Here is a 21,754-nt window from a genome sequence, read left to right on the forward strand (position 1 = left end):
ATATAACTCGTCAATATGTTCAACTAAAGCAAATGTTTTACTAAATATTCTGCATATAGGTTGATTAAGCGCGTTAAGAGGTTTATGTTTTTATATTCAAGACATATAATGATCAGATTATCCACCGATGAACCGATGGGTTCTGCAATCAAGAGATTAGCAATGACAGATGGAAATCAAGCGCTAAAAAAAGCCGGATTAAAAATAACCCTGCCGCGAGTTAAAATCCTAGAACTGATGCAAGAGCCTGAGAATCAGCATATCAGTGCCGAAGACTTATATAAAAAGTTGCTCGAAGTTGGCGAAGAGATTGGCCTAGCAACGGTATATCGCGTATTAAACCAATTTGACGATGCTGGGATCCTAAATCGTCATCATTTTGAAAGTGGCAAAGCCGTATTTGAAATGTCGACACAACAACACCATGACCATTTGGTGTGTTTAACCTGTGATAAAGTGATTGAGTTTTCTGATGAAGTGATTGAGCGTCGCCAGGACGAAATTGCCATGCGTCATAATATTAAACTGACTCACCACAGTTTATATCTTTATGGTCACTGCACCAACGACACTTGCGATCACGCCGACGAATAGTCAGTGTGTTATGCAAAAAACCAGCAATCTTGCTGGTTTTTTATTGTCTATCATTTCTGCTATACCAACCACATCAACCATAAGCTATAGCTCAACACAGATAATAAAGTAGATAACACCACTGTGCTCCCTAAGGTTGATTGATATTGCTTAATTTCGGTGGCGATAAGATAAGCATTTACGCCTAACGGTGATGCACTTAACAACACTAACATGACGCTATTTTGTTCAGAAAACTCAAACACCCAATTTGCCATCACATAAACCAAAGCCGGCAACAACAGTATTTTTAAAACACTGGCTAGCAAAGCAAAACGCCAATTATCACCTATCCTATAAAAACTAAGGTTAGCCCCCAACACAAATAAGGCACAGGTCAGAGCAGGCTTGGCTAATAATGATAGGCCTTCATCAAGTTGCTCGCCTAAGTCAATATTTAAACCATTAGCGATAATCCCAAGACTAATACTTAATACCACCGGATTTAACACCATTGAACGGGTAAAATTACGCCATGAAAACCCATGTTGTTGCGAGCGCGCAGCCAATATAAAAGTTAACGCAAATAAAAACGCACTATGAAAAGTAATGATCATAAATATGGAACCAATCATTGCTTTACCTAACGCAGCCGTAATCACAGGCAAACCAACAATCACAGTGTTGGAATAACTACAACCTAACGCATAAACTGCGCTAAGCGTCGCTGCGCTGTTGAGTTTTCTCGCCAAAATATCGATTAATTTGGTACCCAACAGCAAACACAAATAACACGGGTAAATAAAAAGCCAATAAAGATGATGGATCAATACTTTGGGCAAATGGCGCCGCCAACATATTGGTAAATAAAAACGCAGGGATACTGACATAAAAGGTAAATTTGCTCAGCCCAGCAATATGATCTTTACTAAAAAATCCAGCGCGAGTAAGCCCATAGCCCAATGCAACTATAAACATAATCGGAAAAATAATATTCACAATGGCCATCAATTAAATCCATCTAAACAGGCAATAAAAAAGGCGCCGAAGCGCCTTTTATTAAGCAGCTAGTCAGTGATTACCAGCCAGTTTTAGTACGCAATGCTTTGCCAATGTCAGCTAAAGAGCGAACAGTGGTTACGCCTGCAGCTTCTAAAGCCGCAAACTTGTCTTCAGCAGTACCTTTACCGCCAGCGATAATTGCGCCAGCATGCTGCATACGCTTACCTTCTGGTGCCGTTACACCGGCAATGTAAGATACTACAGGTTTAGTTACGTTTGCTTTGATATAAGCAGCCGCTTCTTCTTCAGCGTTACCACCGATTTCACCGATCATCACAATCGCTTCAGTCTGTGGATCGTTTTGGAACATTTCCAATACGTCGATGAAGTTAGTACCAGGAATTGGATCACCACCGATACCTACACAAGTAGATTGGCCGAAACCTTCATCAGTTGTTTGCTTAACCGCTTCGTACGTTAATGTACCAGAGCGTGAAACAATACCCACTTTACCAGGCTTGTGAATGTGACCAGGCATAATACCAATCTTACATTCACCAGGAGTGATAACACCTGGGCAGTTAGAATCGAATCATGCGAGTGCCGGTTTCTTCTAGCTTCACTTTCACTTGTAGCATATCAAGTGTAGGGATGCCTTCAGTAATACAAACGATGAGCTCAAGGCCTGCATCGATTGCTTCAAGAATTGCATCTTTACAAAATGGTGCAGGTACATAGATAACAGTTGCAGTTGCACCTGTTGCCGCTACTGCATCTTTAACAGTGTTGAACACAGGAAGACCTAGGTGAGTTTGACCACCTTTTCCAGGAGAAACACCACCAACCATTTGCGTGCCATAAGCAATCGCCTGCTCAGAGTGGAAAGTACCCTGGCCACCAGTGAAACCTTGACAGATTACCTTGGTATCTTTGTTAATTAAAACAGACATTATTTGCCCTCCGCAGCTTTAACTACTTGCTCAGCCGCGTCAGTTAGACTGGTTGCCGCGATGATATCAAGACCAGATTTCGCCAAAACTTCACGACCTAAATCAGCGTTAGTACCTTCAAGACGTACAACGACTGGCACTTTAACGCCCACTTCTTTCACTGCACCGATGATACCTTCAGCGATCATATCGCAACGTACGATACCACCGAAGATGTTCACCAATACGGCTTTAACATTGCTGTCAGAAAGAATGATCTTAAATGCTTCAGCAACACGTTCTTTGGTTGCTCCACCGCCAACATCTAAGAAGTTAGCTGGCTTGCCGCCGTGTAGGTTTACGATGTCCATTGTGCCCATTGCTAGGCCAGCACCGTTAACCATACAACCTACGTTGCCATCTAAAGCAACATAGTTTAATTCAAATTTAGCCGCATGCGCTTCACGAGCATCATCTTGAGATGGATCGTGCATCGCTTTGATTTTTGGCTGACGGAACAATGCGTTACCATCGATACCAATCTTGCCATCTAAACAGTGAAGGTTACCTTCAGTGGTGATAACAAGTGGATTGATTTCTAATAATGCGAAATCGTGATCGTTAAACATGTTCGCAAGACCCATGAAGATCTTGGTGAACTGCTTCATTTGAGTTGGGTTTAAGCCTAACTTGAAGCCAAGATCACGCGCTTGATAAGCTTGTGAGGCCTGTTAACGGATCGATGATTGCAGTGTGAATAAGTTCTGGCGTTTCTTCAGCCACTTTTTCAATTTCAACACCACCTTCAGTTGATGCCATAAACACAACGCGACGTGTGCTACGGTCAACGACTGCACCTAAGTACAATTCGTTGGCGATATCAGTACAGCTTTCAACTAGGATTTTAGCCACTGGTTGACCATTGGCGTCAGTCTGGTAAGTCACTAAGTTTTTACCTAACCAGTTTTCAGCGAATGCTCTGATTTCGTCTTTACTGCCAGTCACTTTAACGCCACCCGCTTTACCGCGGCCGCCGGCGTGTACTTGACACTTAACTACCCATAAATCTCCGCCAATGTGGCCAGCTGCTTCTACTGCTTCTTGAGCTGTATCACATGCAAAACCTTCAGAGACTGGTAAACCATATTCGGCAAATAACGCTTTTGCCTGATACTCATGCAAATTCATGATGATCTATCCATATACTTCTAATCAAATCCAACTGGCTCAACCTGAGCCAGCGACGAGGGTTTTATCTACTGACTTATAGATCAAGTAGCAGACGAGTTGGATCTTCTAAGAAGTCTTTAATCGCGACTAAGAAGCCAACTGACTCACGGCCATCTACAATGCGATGGTCATAAGAGAGTGCTAGGTACATCATAGGCAGGATTTCAACCTGACCATTCACTGCCATTGGGCGATCTTTAATGGCATGCATGCCTAAGATTGCGCTTTGTGGCAGATTTAAAATTGGGGTAGACATTAGCGAACCAAAAACACCACCGTTAGTCACCGTGAAATTACCGCCCGTCATATCTGCAACAGAAAGTTTTCCGTCACGGCCTTTAATGGCTAACTCACGTACCGCTTTTTCGATTTCAGCTAAGTTCATGGTATCGGTATCACGTAATACCGGTGTCACTAGGCCACGCGGAGTTGATACTGCGATGCTGATATCGAAATAGTTGTGATACACAATGTCATCACCATCGATTGATGCGTTAACTTCAGGGAAACGTTTAAGCGCTTCTGTAACCGCTTTAATGTAGAAAGACATAAAGCCTAAACGGATGCCATGACGTTTTTCAAAGATATCTTGATATTGCTTACGGATATCCATGATTGGCTTCATGTTCACCTCATTAAACGTGGTTAACATTGCCGTAGAGTTTTTAGCTTCTAATAAACGCGTTGCAATGGTTTTACGTAAACGAGTCATTGGAACGCGTTTTTCGCTGCGACCTTCTAACGGCGCAACCGGTGCTGCTGCCGGAGCGGCTTTCGCAGCTGGTGCAGACTTAACAAAGGCTTCAACATCTTCTTTAGTAATGCGTCCACCAACACCAGTGCCTTTAATATTGGCAGCATCAAGATTATGCTCCGCAATTAAACGACGTACCGATGGGCTTAATGCATCGCTTGACTCATCACTTGCCGCTTCGCTTGCTGCAGCAGGAGCTTGCGCTTCTGCTTTAGTCACTTCTTGACCAGACACAACACCTGCAACAAAGTGAGCAATAACTTGTTCGCCTAAAACCGTGTCGCCTTCTTGGAATAACAATTCAGAGATAGAACCGTCTTCTGGCGCAACCACTTCTAAAACAACTTTATCAGTCTCGATATCAACTAAGTTTTGATCGCGAGTGACCGCTTCACCAGGTTTAACATGCCAAGTAGCAATCGTTGCATCAGCAACTGATTCTGGTAATACGGGTACCTTAATTTCGATACTCATTGAAAGCTTCCCTTTATATAAATTATCTATTACGACAGTTTTAATGCGCTATTCACTAATGATTCTTGCTGGTGTACATGCAACGCAGGATAACCACATGCAGGTGCAGCTGACGCTTCACGACCGGCATAAGTTAATTGAGCGCCTGCAGGAATGTTAGCCCAGAAGTGATGTTGACTACAGTACCATGCACCCTGGTTTTGCGGCTCTTCCTGACACCATACAAAGTCTTTAACATGTTGATATGTTTCTAGTGCTGCACGCATTTCCACATCAGGGAACGGGTACAACTGCTCAACACGAATAAGGGCAACGTTGTTAATGTTTTCTTTGCGGCGTTTTTCAAGTAACTCGAAGTAAACTTTACCGCTACAAAATACTACGCGATCGACTTTACTTGCATCTAAGGTATCAACTTCACCAATAATATTTTGGAAAGTCCCTTCAGCAAGTTCTTCCATGCTAGACACGGCTAATGGATGACGTAGTAACGATTTAGGCGACATCACCACGAGTGGACGACGCATTGGTCGTACAACTTGGCGACGCAACATGTGATAAACCTGAGCCGGTGTTGACGGTATACACACCTGCATATTGTGGTTAGCACAAAGTTGTAAGAAACGCTCTAAACGGGCACTTGAATGCTCAGAGCCTTGACCTTCATAGCCATGCGGAAGCAACATTGTTAGACCACATAAACGGCCCCACTTCTGCTCGCCTGATGACAAGAACTGATCAATCACCACTTGCGCACAGTTTACAAAGTCACCAAACTGCGCTTCCCAAATGGTTAAGCCCCCTGGTTCTGCTGTAGCGTAGCCATATTCAAAGGCTAACACTGATGCTTCTGATAGAACTGAGTCAGTAATGTCGATAGGTGCTTGCTCGTCTGCCACATTACGCAATGGTAAATAAGTGGTGCCATCTTTTTGGTTATGCAAAATAGCATGACGATGGAAGAACGTGCCGCGACCAGAGTCTTGACCCGTAATACGTACACGCTTGTTGTCTTCAAGGATAGAGGCATAAGCTAGGGTTTCAGCAAACCCCCAGTCTAGCAATTTCTCGCCTTTCGCCATGGCTGCACGGTCGTTATAAATTTTCGCAACGCGAGACTGCAATGTATGACCTTCAGGAATATCCACCATTTTATCGGCAAGATTCTGTAAGCGTTCCATTGTCATGGCACTGGCGTAATCTTCATCCCACTCACGATTTAAGTATGGAGTCCAGTCAACTGTGTGTAACGTCATAGGGCGCCATTCTTTTACCACACAATCACCGGCATCTAATGCATCACGGTAGTGGTTAATTAAGCCCGTCACCTCATCAGCGGCAATACTGTTATCAGCAATCAGTTTGTCAGCATAGATTTTACGAGGCGTTTGGTGTTTTTTGATTTTGGCATACATTAGTGGCTGTGTAGCACTAGGCTCATCCGCTTCGTTATGGCCATGGCGGCGATAGCACACTAAATCAATCACAACATCACGTTTAAATTCGTTACGATAATCAACAGCCAGCTGAGAAATAAACGCAACAGCTTCTGGATCGTCAGAATTGACGTGGAAAATGGGTGCCTGAACCATTTTAGCGATGTCTGTACAGTATTCTGTAGAACGCACATCAGCATGGTTAGAAGTCGTAAAGCCCACTTGGTTGTTTACTACGATGCGGATACTTCCACCCACTGTAAAGCCGCGAGTTTGAGACATGTTAAATGTCTCTTGTACAATGCCCTGACCGGTAATTGCCGAGTCACCATGAATGGTAATTGGCATCACTTGTAGACCGTCTTTACAACCGCGGCGGTCTTGACGAGCACGCACTGAACCAATAACCACTGGATTGACGATCTCTAAGTGAGATGGGTTAAAGGCTAACGCTAAATGGACATTGCCACCTGGCGTTTCAAAATCTGATGAGAAACCTTGGTGATACTTAACGTCACCTGAACCATGAGTATCTGCATGCTTACCCGCAAATTCGTCAAACAGTTCTGCAGGTCGCTTACCCAAAATGTTAATGAGAAGGTTTAAGCGACCACGGTGAGCCATGCCCACAACGATTTCTTTTGTACCGGCTTCACCCGCACGGTAAATGATTTCGCGCATCATCGGGACAAGCGCGTCACCACCTTCTAACGAGAAACGTTTTGCACCTGGGAACTTAGCACCAAGGTATTTTTCCATACCTTCGGCGGCGTTCAGGCCTTCAAGAATACGTTTCTTAATTGAGTTATCGTAGTTTGCTTTACCTAACGTTGGCTCAAGACGTTGTTGGATCCAACGCTTTTCGTCAGTGTCGGTAATGTGCATATATTCGGCGCCAATTGAACCACAATAGGTGGTTTTCAACGCGTGAATAATATCTGCAAGCTTCATGGTTTCACCGCCTAAGGCGAATGAACCCGTATTAAACTCGCGCTGCATATCTTCAGCGGTTAAGCCATGGTAAGCCGGATCTAATTCTTGAACAGCTTCACGCTTCCATAACCCTAATGGGTCGAGATTAGCATTTTGGTGACCACGAAAACGGTGAGCATTAATGAGCTGTAGCACTTTAACTTGTTTCGCATCTAGCTCTGGGTCACTTACGCGGGCAGCGCCTTTAGAGCGACTTTCAAGGGCTAAGCTACGGAAATAGTCACGAACTTTAGAGTGGGCGGCTTCAGGTACTTCAATAGAGGCACCGTTCACAGGCGGGAGGTTATCAAAAACAAGCTGCCAATCAGCAGTCACTGATTGCGGATCTTCTTGATAGGCTTCATACATCTCTTCTACGTAGGTCGAGTTAGCACCACTTAGATGTGATGAATCGAGCCAGGCTTTCATGATGCCTTGGTGCATTGTTATTCCTTTCAAACTTGATACACGTGCTAGCCATAAACATAACAGTGAGTAACCTAAATTACATCACACGTAGACTGAAATTATCTAATGATAATAGCAGAAGGTCTTACTTAAAACGCACAAAAGAGCCATCCCCCAGAAGGAAGATGACTCTCAATTGAGCTCAATAACGTAAACTATTTTGCTCAGCTTGGTGCATTAAACAGCTCGCTTAAGCAGCATTGACTTAATGTGGCCAATCGCTTTAGTTGGGTTTAATCCTTTAGGACAAACATCAACACAGTTCATGATGCCATGGCAACGGAACACACTATAAGCATCATCGAGTTCAGATAAACGCTCTTCAGTGGCCGTGTCGCGGCTGTCAATTAAGAAACGATATGCATGGAGCAAACCACTTGATCCGATAAACTTATCAGGGTTCCACCAGAATGATGGACAAGCAGTTGAACAACATGCACACATGATACATTCATATAAACCATCTAAATGAGCACGCTCTTCAGGTGATTGTAAATGTTCACGAGCTGGGGCCTTTTCATCATTAATCAGATAAGGCTTAATTTTTTCGTATTGCTTGTAGAATTGAGTCAAGTCTACAACCAAATCACGAACTACCGGCATGCCTGGTAAAGGACGGATTTCAATTTTCTTACCTTTAAAGGTAGATAATGGCGTGATACACGCAAGGCCGTTTTTACCATTCATATTCAAACCATCAGAACCACACACACCTTCACGGCATGAACGACGGAACGCAAGCGATGGTTCTTGTTCTTTCAGTTTGATTAACGCATCTAACACCATCATATCAGAGCCATCTGGCACTTCTAGGGTGTAATCCTTCATGTAAGGCTTGGTATCTACATCAGGATTATAACGATACAATGCAAATGTTAATTTCATCTTTGCAACTCCTGCCTTAGTAGGTACGTTTCTTAGGTGGGAACGCTTCACGTAATTTAGGTGCCATGTTGACATCACGCTTGCTCATCGCAGTTGTGACTGGGTCAAATAAGCTGTGACATAACCAATTGTCATCATCACGTTCTAAATAATCTTCACGAGAATGCGCGCCGCGGCTTTCAGTACGGAAGTTAGCTGCATAAGCAGTCGCAAGCGCCGTCGACATTAAGTTGTCTAACTCTAAGCACTCAATACGTTGAGTGTTAAATTCTTTTGAGTTATCAGATAACTTAGCATTTTCAAGACGCTTTTGAATAGCTTGAAGCTGCTCTAAACCTTCAGCCATGGCATCACCACTGCGGAAAACAGAGAAATTTAATTGCATGCACAATTGAAGATCTTTACGGATAACCGCAGGGTCTTCACCGTCTTTGTTGCTTTCCCAACGATTAAGACGAGCAAGTGATGCATTAATTTCTACGTCAGACGCGGCTTTTGGATCAGGTGTTGCATCTAATGCTTTACCTAAATGTTGACCTGCTGCGCGACCAAATACCACTAAGTCAAGCAATGAGTTACCGCCTAAGCGGTTGGCACCGTGTACTGATACACAAGCAATTTCACCTACTGCAAATAAACCTAATACATCTTGTTCAGTGCCATCTTCGTTCTTACGAACAACCTGACCACTGACCTTAGTCGGTAAACCACCCATCATATAATGACAAGTCGGTAACACAGGAATTGGACCATCAGCCGGATCAATATGTGCAAACGTACGAGATAATTCACATACGCCTGGTAAACGGGCTTCTAAAGTCTCTTTACCTAAATGATCAAGTTTAAGCAGACAGTGTGACCTAAAGGACCATCTAAACCACGACCTTCGCGGATTTCAGTCATCATTGAACGTGCAACCACGTCACGAGATGCCAAATCTTTTGCGTTAGGCGCATAACGCTCCATGAAACGTTCGCCGTCTTTGTTTAGAAGATATCCGCCTTCACCACGACACCCTTCGGTTACTAGTACCCCAGCACCAGCAATACCCGTTGGATGGAACTGCCACATTTCCATGTCTTGTAACTGAACGCCAGCACGAGCAGCCATACCAACACCGTCACCAGTATTGATGTGAGCATTGGTGGTCGATGCGTAAATACGCCCTGCACCACCTGTCGCTAAAATGGTTGCTTTAGCTTTAAAGTAAACAATTTCACCGGTTTCAATTTCAATTGCAGTACAACCCACAACTACGTCATCTTCGTTTTTAACAAGATCTAAAGCATACCATTCAGAGTAAACATCTGTTTTATGCTTAACGTTTTGTTGGTAAAGACAATGAAGTAGCGCGTGGCCTGTACGGTCAGCCGCTGCAGCAGTACGTGCTGCTTGCTCGCCACCAAAGTTACGAGATTGGCCACCAAAAGGACGTTGATAAATAGTGCCGTTTTCAAAACGAGAAAATGGTAAGCCCATTTGCTCAAGTTCAATAATGGCTTCGGGATCGGTTTGACACATAAATTCAATGGCTTCTTGGTCACCGATAAAATCAGAACCTTTAACCGTGTCATACATGTGTTGTTCCCAATGGTCTTCGTGCGCATTACCTAATGCTACGGTGATACCACCTTGAGCTGACACGGTATGTGAACGAGTTGGGAACACTTTTGATAAAAGCGCACAGCTTTTACCTTCTTTAGAAATCTGTAATGCTGCACGCATACCAGCGCCACCAGCGCCGATTACGATTGCATCAAATTCGCGTACTGGAATACTCACTTAAACACCCCACACTATTACAATGCCTGACGCTAAATAACTAAACGCGACAACAACAAAGGTAAATTGTAATACACCACGTAACGCAGTGTGCTTGACATAGTCAGTCAACACTTGCCATACACCAATCCACGCATGGATAAGCAAAGCAACGAGCGTTATTAGGGTAAATACTTTCATTGGAAGTGAACTGAATAAGCCATTCCAAATCTCGAAGGTTAACGGGGCACTACACGCGATAAAGCCAACTAAAAAAATAGTATAACAAGCGAGGATCACTGCGCTTGCGCGTAATAAAATATAGTCATGAACACCACTGCGTCCAAAACTTGCTGCGTTTGTTACCATACCCAAATCCCCGCTATGATTGAAAAGGCTGCTGCTAGTGCAAATGTAGCCTTAGCTGATGCTGTACCTGAAGGCAACTCTTCCCAACGACCGGTATCCATTACCAAATGACGAATGCCACCTAATAAGTGATAACCCAATGCGGTTAGAATTCCCCAGAGGATGAACTTCATCACGAAACCATCGAACAAGGATTGTACGCTAGCGAAACCTTCTGCTGATGTTAAAGTTGAATTTAACAACCAAAGAAGGATACCAATAGCAAATAGCATGATGACACCGGAAATGCGGTGTAGGATTGACGCGATCGCTGTTGCAGGAAAGCGGATCGTCTGCAGGTCTAGATGGACAGGTCTTTGCTTCTTCACGTTCTGCTCACTCAGCTCCATTGAGCATTATTTTTGTTATGTGTCTATTTTTTGCTTAAATGGACAATGTCGACATTCGGCATAACACGATTAAACAAAAAACAGACTACTCTCACACATCGTTAATCAGATGAGAAATCACTATTTAGTTCTTAAATTCATGATAACTAAACTGTGATGTTGGTCTCCCTTAGGGACGCAGGCAAGTATACTCGCGAGAATTGTCAAATACAAACATCACATTATGCAAAATAAGTTTTTTTATTAATTTTTTATTCTAATGCAAGCACAGAGCGGTTTTGCGCCGATATATACCATGGTCTAACAAATTTAAACGCTTATTTAAATTGATCTGTGATCCACATTCGCTGTACAGTAATGTCCGCTTAACATGCCGCACTCATAGAAAAGAATGAAGTAAGGAGAACGGGGTATGGCTGATAATATAGCCAAATTAGAGTTACCAGGGAACGATTCAATCGACCTGCCGATTAAGAAAGGTACTGAAGGTTTTGACGTTATCGACATCAGTACACTGGGGAAAAAAGGTTATTTCACCTTTGATCCAGGCTTTCTAGCTACTGCATCTTGTGAGTCAGCAATTACGTATATCGATGGTGAGCAAGGTATCTTGTTACATCGTGGTTATGCCATTGACGAGCTTGCAACTGAATCGACTTATCTCGATTTATGCTACTTGCTTCTATACGGTGAGTTACCGTCTAAAACTGATTACGAACAATTTGTGACCACAGTGAAACAACACACTATGATTCATGAGCAAATTGAATTCTTCTTCAGAGGCTTCCGTCGTGACGCACACCCAATGGCAATGCTATGTGGTGTAACAGGTGCATTATCTGCTTTCTATCAAGATTCTCTTGATGTTAACAATCCTAAGCATCGTGAAATTGCAGCTTACCGTTTAGTGTCGAAAATGCCGACAATTGCAGCGATGTGCTATAAGTACTCAATGGGACAACCGTTTATTTATCCACGTAACGATTTAAGTTATGCGGGTAACTTCTTGTCAATGATGTTTGCTACTCCGTGTGAAGAGTACAAAGTCAATCCTGTTGTAGAAAAAGCAATGGATCGTATTTTTGTATTGCATGCTGATCATGAGCAAAATGCATCCACATCTACAGTACGTCTTGCGGGTTCTTCAGGTGCAAACCCATTTGCTTGTATCGCTGCTGGTATTGCTTCGTTATGGGGCCGCTCATGGTGGTGCTAACGAAGCATGTCTAGAGATGTTAGAAGAAATCGGTAGTGTTGACCGCATTCCTGAATATATCGAGAAAGCGAAAGACAAAAACGATCCATTCCGCCTAATGGGCTTTGGTCACCGTGTTTATAAGAACTTCGACCCTCGCGCTAAAGTGATGCGTGAAACCTGTCATGAAGTGCTTCAAGAACTGAAAGTGGTTGACCCATTATTAGACGTCGCGATGGAACTTGAGCGTATTGCCCTTGAAGATGAGTACTTCATCTCTAAGAAGCTTTACCCGAACGTCGATTTCTACTCTGGTATCATCATGAAAGCCATTGGTATCCCTACCAGTATGTTTACCGTGCTATTTGCATTGTCACGTACTGTTGGTTGGATTTCTCACTGGAAAGAAATGTTAGATCAACCAGGCCACAAAATCAGCCGTCCACGTCAGTTATATACTGGTGATTCTGCGCGTGAGTTTGTGAGTGTCGATAAACGCTAATCTTCTTGATTAGTGCAAAAAAAGCGCCTTACGGCGCTTTTTTTATATCGTTTTATCATAGTGTTATACTTATTAAGATAAATAAGTGATCAGAGATTGCGCGGGAAAACCGCTTTGAATAAGGCAGAAATTGCAGCGAGCTGGTGGTTCTACCTTCGAAATTTCTAACGACGTTATAAGCGGTTTTAACCAGTAAGAATGATCACATTCTTGTGCTGATTGGTATTAATTAGGCTTAGCCTTTCTTAGTCTCATGACTGTTACCATGAGCAACATCATTAACAAACTGATGGGCGTTATTGCTCCGCCACTGTAGTTTGCCTTGTGTTCGACCTTAGCGATTTTTTCTTCTTTTACTCTTATTTTAAAGCGTGCTAATTCATCATCTAAATTTTGAATCATGTCCGTCACGGCTAAATCAAATCCCTGTATTGATTTCTCTGAAAGAGTTTCATCAACCCCAATCGCGGTGGTACGTTGCGCTAACTTGCTTATTCCTGGGGCTCTAAATAACATTTTGCGACTTTTAATATCAAATATCGCAGTATCAACAAAGGTTTGCACCGTGTTTTCATTTCCAGGAATAACGTACATCCCAACAATCGTCCAATAAAGTAAAGCGGCATTATTTTCGACCGACTGAGTCACTTGATCGTATGACACTAACGCCATCACATCGACATCGTATAAGCGCCCTACTTGTTCTAATGTACTAAATCCTTCCCCGCCAGCCAGATACGTGCTGGGAATAACTTCAATTCGGTCAATATAATCATATTGCACAAACGATGCTTTGACTTTTTTGAGCAACTCATACTGATCCTTATTATGAATCGCATCACCTTTCCAACCGGCTGATGGGACAAAAGCAATTCCAACGTTAACAGGTAAACTTAACACCGGTATTTCTGGACTGTGAGAAGCTTTATCGGATTGCTCTGGGTATAGAAACGTCACCAAACTACTCGAAACTGATTGCTTGCCCGTTTGTTGACTGACGAGTGAACTGCACGAAGTCAGCATCAATGCTGATGCCGCGACAACTAACCATGTTGTTCTCATTATTATTTCCTTATTAAATATTCATTTATGACGTCACATTAGCCGCAATCTATACATTAACCAATTTCACTAATAGTTAATTGTTTTAACTACTTTAACATTGTCAATTTAGCTAACCTTGCAAAAAAACCACCTAAGCCATTGTTATTAAAGCACTCTAATTTTTGGCACGTTAAGTGCTTTCTAGTTACTCATTAACATTGATTACACATGATAACGTGATGATTTTCAATTTATGCAAAGCTGCATACATTACCGTCATAGACTTCAAAAATATAACACTGGCAGGTACCCCATGGATAGGTTCAACAGCATGAAAAAATTGGCAATCCCATTACTTTGCATTGCAACATTGAGTGCATGCTCGGGTGAGGCAGAACAAACAAAAGAAGAAGAAAAATTTGCTATACCGGTAGAAACGGCATTGGTTGAGACAGGTAATGTATCGTCATTTTATAGCACAACTGCAACACTCGAAGCGCCAGAAGAGTCACATGTGATGAGCAGAATTGCAGGCATCGTTGAGTTAATCAATGTTGAAGAAGGCGATAAAGTCACTAAAGGACAGGTGCTTGCGGTGATTGATGCTAAGCGCCAACGTTACGATTTCAATCGTTCTGAAGCCGAAGTGCAAATCATTGAACAAGAACTAAACCGCTTAAATAAAATGAGCAATAAAGAATTTATTAGCCAAGATTCCATGGCTAAACTCGAATTTAATCTACAAGCAGCTAAAGCACAACGCGATCTCGCCGAGCTGCAAGTCAAAGAAAGCCAAATCACCTCACCTATCGATGGTGTGATTGCTGCACGTCATATCAAACTAGGCAATATGGCCAAAGAGTTTCAAGAGCTATTTTATGTGGTCAATCAAGATCAACTTCATGGGATTTTACATCTACCAGAGCAACAATTAGCCAGCTTACGCGTTGGCCAACACGCCAGTATTATTCAACAACAATCCAACCACACAGCGGCCATTGACGCAAAAGTACTGCGGATCAGTCCTATTGTTGATGCACAAAGTGGCACATTTAAAGTGACACTAGCCGTTCCAAATCAGGATGCAGCCTTAAAAGCGGGGATGTTTACTCGAGTAGAGCTTAAATATGACACCCATCAAGATGTACTTACCGTGCCTTATAATGCCCTGATAAACCAAGACAATACTCAAGCGCTGTATGTGATTAAAGATACCATAGCCGAACGACGTGAAGTCAGCCTGGGCTACCGTGAAAACAACACAGTAGAGATTTTATCGGGTGTTAGCGCAGGCGAACAAATTGTTATCCGCGGCCAACAAAACCTCAAAGACCAATCCCTAGTAGAAATAATTACCCCGCTTAGCTTTGCAGCCATTCGATAACGGAGCAAGATCATGTCAATGATAAAGACCTCAGTTAAGCGTCCGGTGACGGTATGGATGTTCATGCTTGCCGTAATGCTATTTGGCATGGTGGGATTTTCTCGCCTTGCCGTAAAGTTGTTGCCAGACTTAAGTTACCCCAGCGTGACCATTCGCACCGCATACGATGGTGCTGCACCCGTCGAGATTGAACAACTGGTGTCTAAACCCATAGAGGAAGCCGTTGGTGTGGTAAAAGGCCTACGAAAAATAAGTTCTATCTCGCGCTCAGGTATGTCTGATGTGGTTCTCGAGTTTGAATGGGGCACAAATATGGACATGGCAAGCCTAGAAGTGCGCGAAAAAATCGACACCATTGAACTGCCGTTAGATATTAATAAACCGTTGTTATTGCGCTTTAATCCTAATCTTGATCCCATTATGCGTTTAGCATTTTCAGTGCCCAACGCCAATGCTGAACAATTAAAGCAAATGCGTACCTTTGCAGATGAAGAACTTAAGCGTCGCCTTGAAGCATTGTCGGGTGTGGCAGCCGTTAGATTATCAGGAGGGCTCGAGCAAGAAGTGCATATTGAGCTTAATCAGCAAAAACTCAGTCAATTGAACCTTAACGCAGACCAAATTAAACGCCGCATTAATGAAGAAAACATCAATTTATCTGCCGGTAAAGTTGTGCAAGGTGACAAAGAATACCTAGTCAGAACCTTAAATCAATTCAACTCACTCAAAGAGCTTGGCCAAGTCATTGTTTATCGAAACGAGCAAACCCTGGTGAGACTGTCTGACATTGCTGTCATATCAGACGCCTATAAAGAACGCAGTGACATTACTCGTATAGGTGAAATGGAATCTATTGAGTTAGCCATTTATAAAGAAGGCGATGCTAACACGGTTGCGGTCGCAAAAAAGCTTCATGCTGAACTGGCTAATATCAATCAAGCTGACAATAAAAATCAACTTAACGTCATTTACGATCAATCTGAGTTTATTGAAAGTGCCGTCAATGAAGTCACCTCAGCCGCCCTGTTTGGTAGCTTATTAGCCATGTTGGTTATCTATCTGTTTTTACGCGATATTATTGCCACTCTGATTATCTCCATCTCCATTCCCTTCTCAGTGATAGCCACGTTTAATATGATGTATTTTGCTGATATCAGCTTAAACATTATGTCACTTGGCGGCATTGCACTGGCTATCGGTTTATTAGTCGATAACGCCATTGTGGTACTGGAGAATATTGACCGCTATAAATCGGCTGGAATGAATAAGGTTGATGCTGCAGTGACTGGCTGTAAAGAAGTTGCAGGCGCTATTTTTGCCTCAACCCTAACCACATTAGCGGTGTTTTTGCCCTTAGTGTTTGTTGACGGTATTGCTGGGGCCTTGTTTGCAGATCAGGCGTTAACCGTCACCTTTGCACTGCTCGCGTCATTATTTGTCGCGTTAACGGCAATTCCAATGCTGGCTTCTCGACAAGGCTTTACCTGCCTGCCTAAACCAGTCGAAACGCCAAAAGTTGCCAAACCTACTAGCGTTAAAGGCAAAATGGGATATTACTTACTGGTGGTAGTAAAATTTCCATTTGCATTATTATTCAGCTACTTACCTGCAGGATTACTCACCTTCTTTATTGTCATCAGCCGCTTTGTCAGCAGTATACTTGGCTTGTTACTCACGCCCATTTGCGCGAGTTTTAACTGGGTTTATCGACGTATAGAAGCAATTTATTACCGCATACTGCACCATGCATTACGTCATCAGGTGTTCACCCTCGTTATCGCTTTGATGGTGACAATAGCCTCGAGTAGCTTATTACCTAAAATCGGTATGGAGCTTATTCCCCCCATGAACCAAGGGGAGTTTTATGTAGAAATATTATTACCGCCTGGCACCGAAGTGACAGAAACAGATGCTGTATTACAACAATTAGCCTTATCAATTAAAGATCGTGAAGATGTAAAACACGCCTACAGCCAAGCGGGTAGCGGCGGCTTAATGACATCCGATACGGCTCGGGGCGGTGAAAACTGGGGGCGTTTACAAGTAGTATTGGCCGATCATTTCGCCTTTAATGCCGTCAGCCAAGTGCTCAGACAGACGGCGCGCAACATTCCTGAACTTGAAGCGCAAATAGAACACCCTGAACTGTTTAGTTTTAAAACCCCGTTAGAAATTGAGCTATCAGGGTATGACTTAACGTTACTCAAACAAAGCGCCGATCAATTGGTTAATGCCTTAGGAGAGAACGATCGATTTAGCGACGTCAACACCACACTGCGCGATGGACAGCCGGAAATCAGCATTCGCTTTGACCATGCTCGCTTAGCCGCGCTCGGTATGGATGCGCCAACGGTAGCTAATCGTATTGCTCAGCGTGTCGGCGGCACCATTGCCAGTCAATTTACGGTACGCGACCGTAAAGTGGACATATTAGTGCGCAGCGAACAGGCCGAGCGCGATCAAATCAGCGACATAGAATCATTAATTATTAATCCAAACAGCAACCAACCGATCCCATTAAGCGCAATTGCGGCAGTGCACTTGCAAATTGAATCCTCTGCCATTAACCGTATTAGCCAACAACGAGTAGCAATTGTGTCATCAAACTTAGCCTATGGTGATTTAACTGAAGCGGTACTTGAAGCACAGCAAATATTGTCCAAGCAACAATTACCCAGTTCAATACAAGCCAGATTTGGCGGGCAAAATGAAGAAATGGAGCACTCATTCAACTCGCTTAAAATTGCTTTAGTATTGGCTATATTTTTAGTTTACTTAGTGATGGCCAGTCAGTTTGAATCGTTACTGCATCCGCTGTTAATTCTGATCGCTGTGCCTATGGCGGTTGCTGGCAGTATTGTTGGGTTATTTATCACTGGCACTCACATTAGTGTGGTGGTGTTTATTGGCTTGATAATGTTGGCAGGAATTGTGGTGAATAATGCTATTGTATTGGTTGATAGAATTAATCAACTACGCCAACAAGGCCAGGACAAACTGAGCGCCATTAATGTCGCTGCACAATCACGTCTTCGCCCAATCATGATGACAACTTTAACCACGACCCTGGGCTTGTTACCCATGGCAATTGGCATGGGTGATGGCAGCGAAGTACGCGCACCGATGGCCATAACGGTAATATTTGGTCTGTGTATGTCTACCCTACTGACATTATTGGTGATCCCTGCGCTATATGCCCTCTTTGACCGCAAACAATTTGATGACAAAGATGTTGATATCAACACTGCGGAGACTCCAGCATGAATATCACCCAACTGGCAATAAAACGTCCAGTCACTACCAGCATGTTTTTCTTAGCCATCATGTTATTTGGCATGGCTGCGAGCCGCATGCTGCCGCTAGAGATGTTTCCGGGCATTGATATTCCGCAAATTGTCGTCAATGTACCTTACAAAGGTTCAAGCCCAGCCGAAGTTGAACGCGACATCACTAAAGTACTGGAGGAGTCACTGGCGACCATGAGCGGCATTGAAGAAGTGCGCTCTGATTCAACCCAAGACGGCGCGTTTATTCAGCTAAACATGAAATGGGGCGAAGAAGTTGCCACCAAAAGTCTAGAAGCACGTGAAAAAATAGACTCTGTGAGGCACTTACTGCCAAAAGATGTCGAACGCGTCATTATTCAACAGTTTTCGACTGCCGATATGCCAGTGCTGACGATTCGGATTTCGAGTGAACGTGAACTATCAAACGCTTTTGACTTGCTCGACAAGCAGTTACGTAAACCACTCGAGCGTGTCCAGGGCGTCTCAAAAGTGACGCTGTACGGCGTGGAACAAAAGCAAATTGAAATACGCCTAGATGCCGATAAATTAGCATCATCAGGGCTTAATAGCCTTGATTTACGCACTCGCTTGTTAACCGAAAACTTCGTTATTAGTGCCGGTACTATTCGCACTCAGTCACAAGTGTACCAGGTGACACCCAAGGGAGAATTTACCAGTCTCGACGACATCAATTCACTGGTAATTATCCCTGGAGTCCAGTTACAAGACATCGCGACGGTGAGTTATGCGTTGCCCGAAAAAGAAGAAGGCCGACACTTAGATCAAAAATACGCCGTGGGCATTGATGTATTTAAAGAGTCTGGCGCTAACTTAGTTGAAGTGTCTGATCGGGTGCTTAAGGTTATTGAGCAGGTTAAACAAGATCAGCAGTTTAATGGTATTAAGCTGTTTATCATGGAAGACCAAGCCTTTGGGGTTAAATCGTCGTTAAAAGACTTATTGCTTGCGGGGTTAATGGGCGCGGTATTGTCATTTGGGGTGTTATATTTATTTTTACGTAACTTAAAAATGACCTTAGTCGTGGTGTCATCGGTGCCGATTTCGTTATGTATGACTCTGGCCGGAATGTACTTTTTAGGCTACAGCTTAAATATTTTATCCATGATGGGGTTATTGTTAGCCGTCGGTATGTTGATTGATAATGCCGTGGTGGTCACCGAAAGTGTGCTGCAACAAAAACAAGCATCCAATATTGACGACACCTGCCAAATCATAGCCAATCAACAAGCTGTATTAACAGGAGTCGAAAAAGTCTCACTGGCGGTATTGGCCGGTACACTCACCACTGCCATCGTGTTTTTACCCAATATTTTTGGTGTAAAAGTCCAGCTTACCATCTTTTTAGAGCACGTTGCCGTCGCGATTTGTGTATCACTCGCCGCGTCATTATTAGTGGCGAAAACCCTTATTCCACTCATGCTTAACCGGTTTCACTTTGAGGTAAAGCCGGTTAATGACAACAATCGTTTAGCACTATTTTATCAACGCAGTTTACGCTGGATTTTAGCTCGGCCAAAACGTTCTGGCGTGATAGCCATAGCGCTATTAGTATCAACAGCACTGCCATTAAGCTTAGTGCAACAAGACCAGGGCGATGGTGAAGGCAATGACCGGCTATACATTAATTATCAACTTGAAGGTCGGCATAACCTGGCCGTCACCGAAGCGTTGATTAATCGCATGGAGGACTACTTATACAGCAACAAAGAAGCCTTTTATATCGACGCTGTATACAGTTATTACGCGCCCCAAGATGCACAATCAACCATTTTACTGCAAAAGGATATCCCTATTGAAATGGGCGAATTGAAAAAGATGATCCGTGAAGGGTTTCCTAAATTCTCTATCGCCACGCCACAATTTGGTTGGGGCAATGATAATAATGGTATCCGAGTGACATTAACTGGCCGCTCAACCTCTGAGCTTATTCGTCTCAGCGAACAAGTCGTGCCATTGCTAAGTAATATTAATGGTCTTGTGGATGTACGCTCTGAAGTTAACGGCGCCCAGCAGGAAGTGGTTGTAGTAATTGACCGTGAAATGGCAGCAAGACTTGATCTGACCTTAAGCGATATAGCGTCAAATATTGCAATTGCTCTTCGCGGTTCACCTTTACGCTCATTTAGGCACGACCCAAGTGGCGAGCTTCGTATCGAGTTGGCGTATGATAAAAGTTGGCAACATTCGCTTGAAAAACTTAAACAACTACCTATTATTCGCCAGGGCGATAGAGTTTATACACTCGACAGTTTAGCCGAAGCCACCATCGTGCCTCGCTTTGACACCATTAGACACTTTAACCGCCAAACTGCTTTATCAATTGGCGCAAACCTTGATGATTTCACTACAGAAGAAGCACAAGAGAAAATCACCCAAGTCATGGACTCAATCAACTTTCCTTACGGTTATAGTTATTCGCTTCGTGGTGGCTTTGAACGTCAAGATGAAGATCAGTCTATCATGGCAGTTAACATGATATTGGCTATCGCAATGATTTATATCGTGATGGCGGCATTATTTGAATCATTATTGCTTCCCACTGCCATCATTACCTCGATTATGTTTTCAATCACCGGTGTATTTTGGACCTATGGCTGACAGGTACCCCCATGTCAGTGATGGCCATGATTGGCATATTAATTTTAATGGGTATTGTGGTGAATAACGGCATTGTTTTAGTGGATCAAATTAATCAAATGACACCAGATTTAGACAAACTGAGCGAAACCATTAGTGATGTGTGTATTACTCGCTTACGTCCGGTATTAATGACTGTGGCAACAACGGTATTGGGCTTAGTGCCACTGGCTATGGGAGACACTCAAATTGGCGGCGGTGGCTCCCCCTACTCACCCATGGCCATTGCCATTATTGGTGGACTTATCTTCTCAACTGTTACCAGTTTGTATTTAGTACCATTGTGTTATCAGGCACTATACTTAATTCGCCATAAGGCAGCGATTAGATTAGGTTTAGCCAACAATTTTGCCCAAAAGCTGTTACCTTGGACTCAATAATAACGTTTATAACAAATTTGCAACCTAAAAGTGATCAAACAAACTCAAGTATCAGTATTAAA

11 protein-coding genes and 5 pseudogenes are annotated in these 21,754 nt (G+C 43.2%); 5 read left to right on the top strand and 11 right to left on the bottom strand.

Going from position 1 to position 21,754, the window contains the following annotated elements; all coding sequences use genetic code 11:
• The first annotated feature begins 162 nt into the window (after positions 1-162).
• Positions 163-594: a ferric iron uptake transcriptional regulator gene (fur, locus tag N4T56_RS10570; RefSeq protein WP_188916637.1), complete on the top strand. Its 432-nt coding sequence runs from the start codon at positions 163-165 to the stop codon at positions 592-594.
• Between the two features lie 59 nt (positions 595-653).
• Here the strand turns inward: fur and N4T56_RS10575 are convergent, their stop codons facing one another.
• The 10 genes and pseudogenes from N4T56_RS10575 to sdhC form a co-directional block, all read right to left on the bottom strand.
• Positions 654-1,349, bottom strand: coding sequence for an AEC family transporter (locus N4T56_RS10575; RefSeq protein ID WP_390904036.1), 696 nt, complete (start codon positions 1,347-1,349; stop codon positions 654-656).
• Complete coding sequence (locus tag N4T56_RS22750) at positions 1,291-1,581, bottom strand: AEC family transporter (protein ID WP_390904037.1); 291 nt, start codon at positions 1,579-1,581, stop codon at positions 1,291-1,293. Before N4T56_RS22750 ends, N4T56_RS10575 begins: the two co-directional genes overlap by 59 nt.
• 70 nt (positions 1,582-1,651) lie before the next feature.
• A pseudogene (gene sucD / locus N4T56_RS10580) lies at positions 1,652-2,525 on the bottom strand (succinate--CoA ligase subunit alpha).
• Positions 2,525-3,692: pseudogene (sucC, locus tag N4T56_RS10585) on the bottom strand (ADP-forming succinate--CoA ligase subunit beta). Before sucC ends, sucD begins: the two co-directional pseudogenes overlap by 1 nt.
• 76 nt (positions 3,693-3,768) lie before the next feature.
• Positions 3,769-4,962 carry a 2-oxoglutarate dehydrogenase complex dihydrolipoyllysine-residue succinyltransferase gene (gene odhB / locus N4T56_RS10590; protein ID WP_261733197.1) on the bottom strand — a complete coding sequence of 398 codons (1,194 nt, stop codon included), beginning with the start codon at positions 4,960-4,962 and terminating at the stop codon, positions 3,769-3,771.
• Positions 4,963-4,991: 29 nt separating this feature from the next.
• Positions 4,992-7,814: a 2-oxoglutarate dehydrogenase E1 component gene (sucA, locus tag N4T56_RS10595; RefSeq protein ID WP_261733198.1), complete on the bottom strand. Its 2,823-nt coding sequence runs from the start codon at positions 7,812-7,814 to the stop codon at positions 4,992-4,994.
• Positions 7,815-8,015: 201 nt separating this feature from the next.
• A complete protein-coding gene (locus N4T56_RS10600; RefSeq protein WP_261733199.1) occupies positions 8,016-8,723 on the bottom strand; it encodes a succinate dehydrogenase iron-sulfur subunit in 708 nt (235 codons plus the stop codon).
• 16 nt (positions 8,724-8,739) lie between these two features.
• Positions 8,740-10,505 (bottom strand): annotated as a pseudogene (gene sdhA, locus N4T56_RS10605) (succinate dehydrogenase flavoprotein subunit).
• Positions 10,506-10,853 carry a succinate dehydrogenase, hydrophobic membrane anchor protein gene (gene sdhD, locus N4T56_RS10610; RefSeq protein WP_261733200.1) on the bottom strand — a complete coding sequence of 116 codons (348 nt, stop codon included), beginning with the start codon at positions 10,851-10,853 and terminating at the stop codon, positions 10,506-10,508.
• Positions 10,847-11,242 carry a succinate dehydrogenase cytochrome b556 subunit gene (sdhC, locus tag N4T56_RS10615; protein WP_188916550.1) on the bottom strand — a complete coding sequence of 132 codons (396 nt, stop codon included), beginning with the start codon at positions 11,240-11,242 and terminating at the stop codon, positions 10,847-10,849. Before sdhC ends, sdhD begins: the two co-directional genes overlap by 7 nt.
• Before the next feature lie 412 nt (positions 11,243-11,654).
• On the opposite strand from sdhC, the pseudogene N4T56_RS10620 reads away from it, so the two are divergent.
• Positions 11,655-12,939, top strand: a pseudogene (locus N4T56_RS10620) (citrate synthase).
• A 225-nt stretch (positions 12,940-13,164) separates the two neighbouring features.
• Here the strand turns inward: N4T56_RS10620 and rhlP are convergent.
• On the bottom strand, positions 13,165-14,001 hold the full coding sequence (rhlP, locus tag N4T56_RS10625) for a rhombotarget lipoprotein (RefSeq protein WP_261733201.1): 837 nt from the start codon (positions 13,999-14,001) through the stop codon (positions 13,165-13,167).
• Between the two features lie 295 nt (positions 14,002-14,296).
• Here rhlP and N4T56_RS10630 point away from each other — a divergent pair, with 295 nt between their 5' ends.
• From N4T56_RS10630 to N4T56_RS10640, 3 genes and pseudogenes are all read left to right on the top strand, one after another.
• Positions 14,297-15,367, top strand: coding sequence for an efflux RND transporter periplasmic adaptor subunit (locus N4T56_RS10630; RefSeq protein WP_261733202.1), 1,071 nt, complete (start codon positions 14,297-14,299; stop codon positions 15,365-15,367).
• Between the two features lie 12 nt (positions 15,368-15,379).
• Entirely contained in the window at positions 15,380-18,631 is a 3,252-nt protein-coding gene (locus N4T56_RS10635; RefSeq protein WP_261733203.1) for an efflux RND transporter permease subunit, read from the top strand.
• Positions 18,628-21,692 (top strand): annotated as a pseudogene (locus N4T56_RS10640) (efflux RND transporter permease subunit). Before N4T56_RS10635 ends, N4T56_RS10640 begins: the two are co-directional and overlap by 4 nt.
• Positions 21,693-21,754 lie beyond the last annotated feature (62 nt).

The sequence above is a fragment of the Shewanella phaeophyticola genome (assembly GCF_025398315.1).
In the GTDB taxonomy this organism is placed as follows: Bacteria; Pseudomonadota; Gammaproteobacteria; order Enterobacterales; family Shewanellaceae; genus Shewanella; species Shewanella phaeophyticola.